This is a genomic window from Psychrobacter sp. 1Y4 (assembly GCF_051847555.1).
Genome location: NZ_JBPYDE010000359.1, coordinates 1 through 824 on the forward strand (window position 1 = coordinate 1; position 824 = coordinate 824).

Genomic DNA, 824 nt, shown 5'->3' on the forward strand with positions numbered 1-824 from the left:
GCTGGGTGTCGATAATGATGCAGGCGTGCCCAATAGTAGCGCGATTATCAGCATGGCGAACTACTCTAATCCGCAAGGCGATGCAGGCTTCATCGATGCGTTGGTTGGCTTTTTTAACCGTCATTATGATTGGAACCTCACGGCAGACAATATCGCCCTCACCAATGGCTCACAGAATGCGTTTTTCTATCTGTTTAATCTGTTTGGCGGCGCGTTCACAAATGAGCAGAATGAATCTATCGACAAATCCATTCTACTGCCATTGACCCCTGAGTATATCGGCTATAGCGATGTGCATGTGGAAGGTCAGCATTTCACCGCCGTATTACCGCATATCGATGAAGTGACGCATGATGGTGAGGAAGGCTTCTTTAAATATCGTGTGGATTTTGAGGTGTTAGAGAACTTACCAGCGCTAAAGGAAGGTCGTATCGGCGCGATTTGCTGCTCACGCCCGACCAACCCAACGGGCAACGTGCTGACCGATGAAGAAATGGCGCATTTGGCTGAGATTGCCAAACGCTATGACATACCGCTGATTATCGACAACGCCTACGGTATGCCCTTCCCGAATATCATCTACTCTGATGTCAATTTGCATTGGGATAACAATACGATTCTGTGTTTTAGCCTATCGAAAATTGGTTTGCCCGGTATGCGTACGGGTATTATCGTGGCCGATGCCAAAGTGATCGAAGCGGTCAGCGCGATGAATGCCGTGGTCAATCTAGCACCGACACGCTTTGGTGCGGCCATTGCCACGCCACTGGTCGAAAACGACCGTATCAAGCAATTATCTGATAATGAGATTAAACCGTTTTATC

At 48.2% G+C, this 824-nt stretch carries 1 protein-coding gene; it reads left to right on the plus strand.

Translation table 11 applies throughout. The features are described from left to right. A partial coding sequence (locus tag ACS8FC_RS16310) for an aminotransferase class I/II-fold pyridoxal phosphate-dependent enzyme (protein WP_439297547.1) occupies nt 1-824 on the plus strand: 824 nt, incomplete at both ends.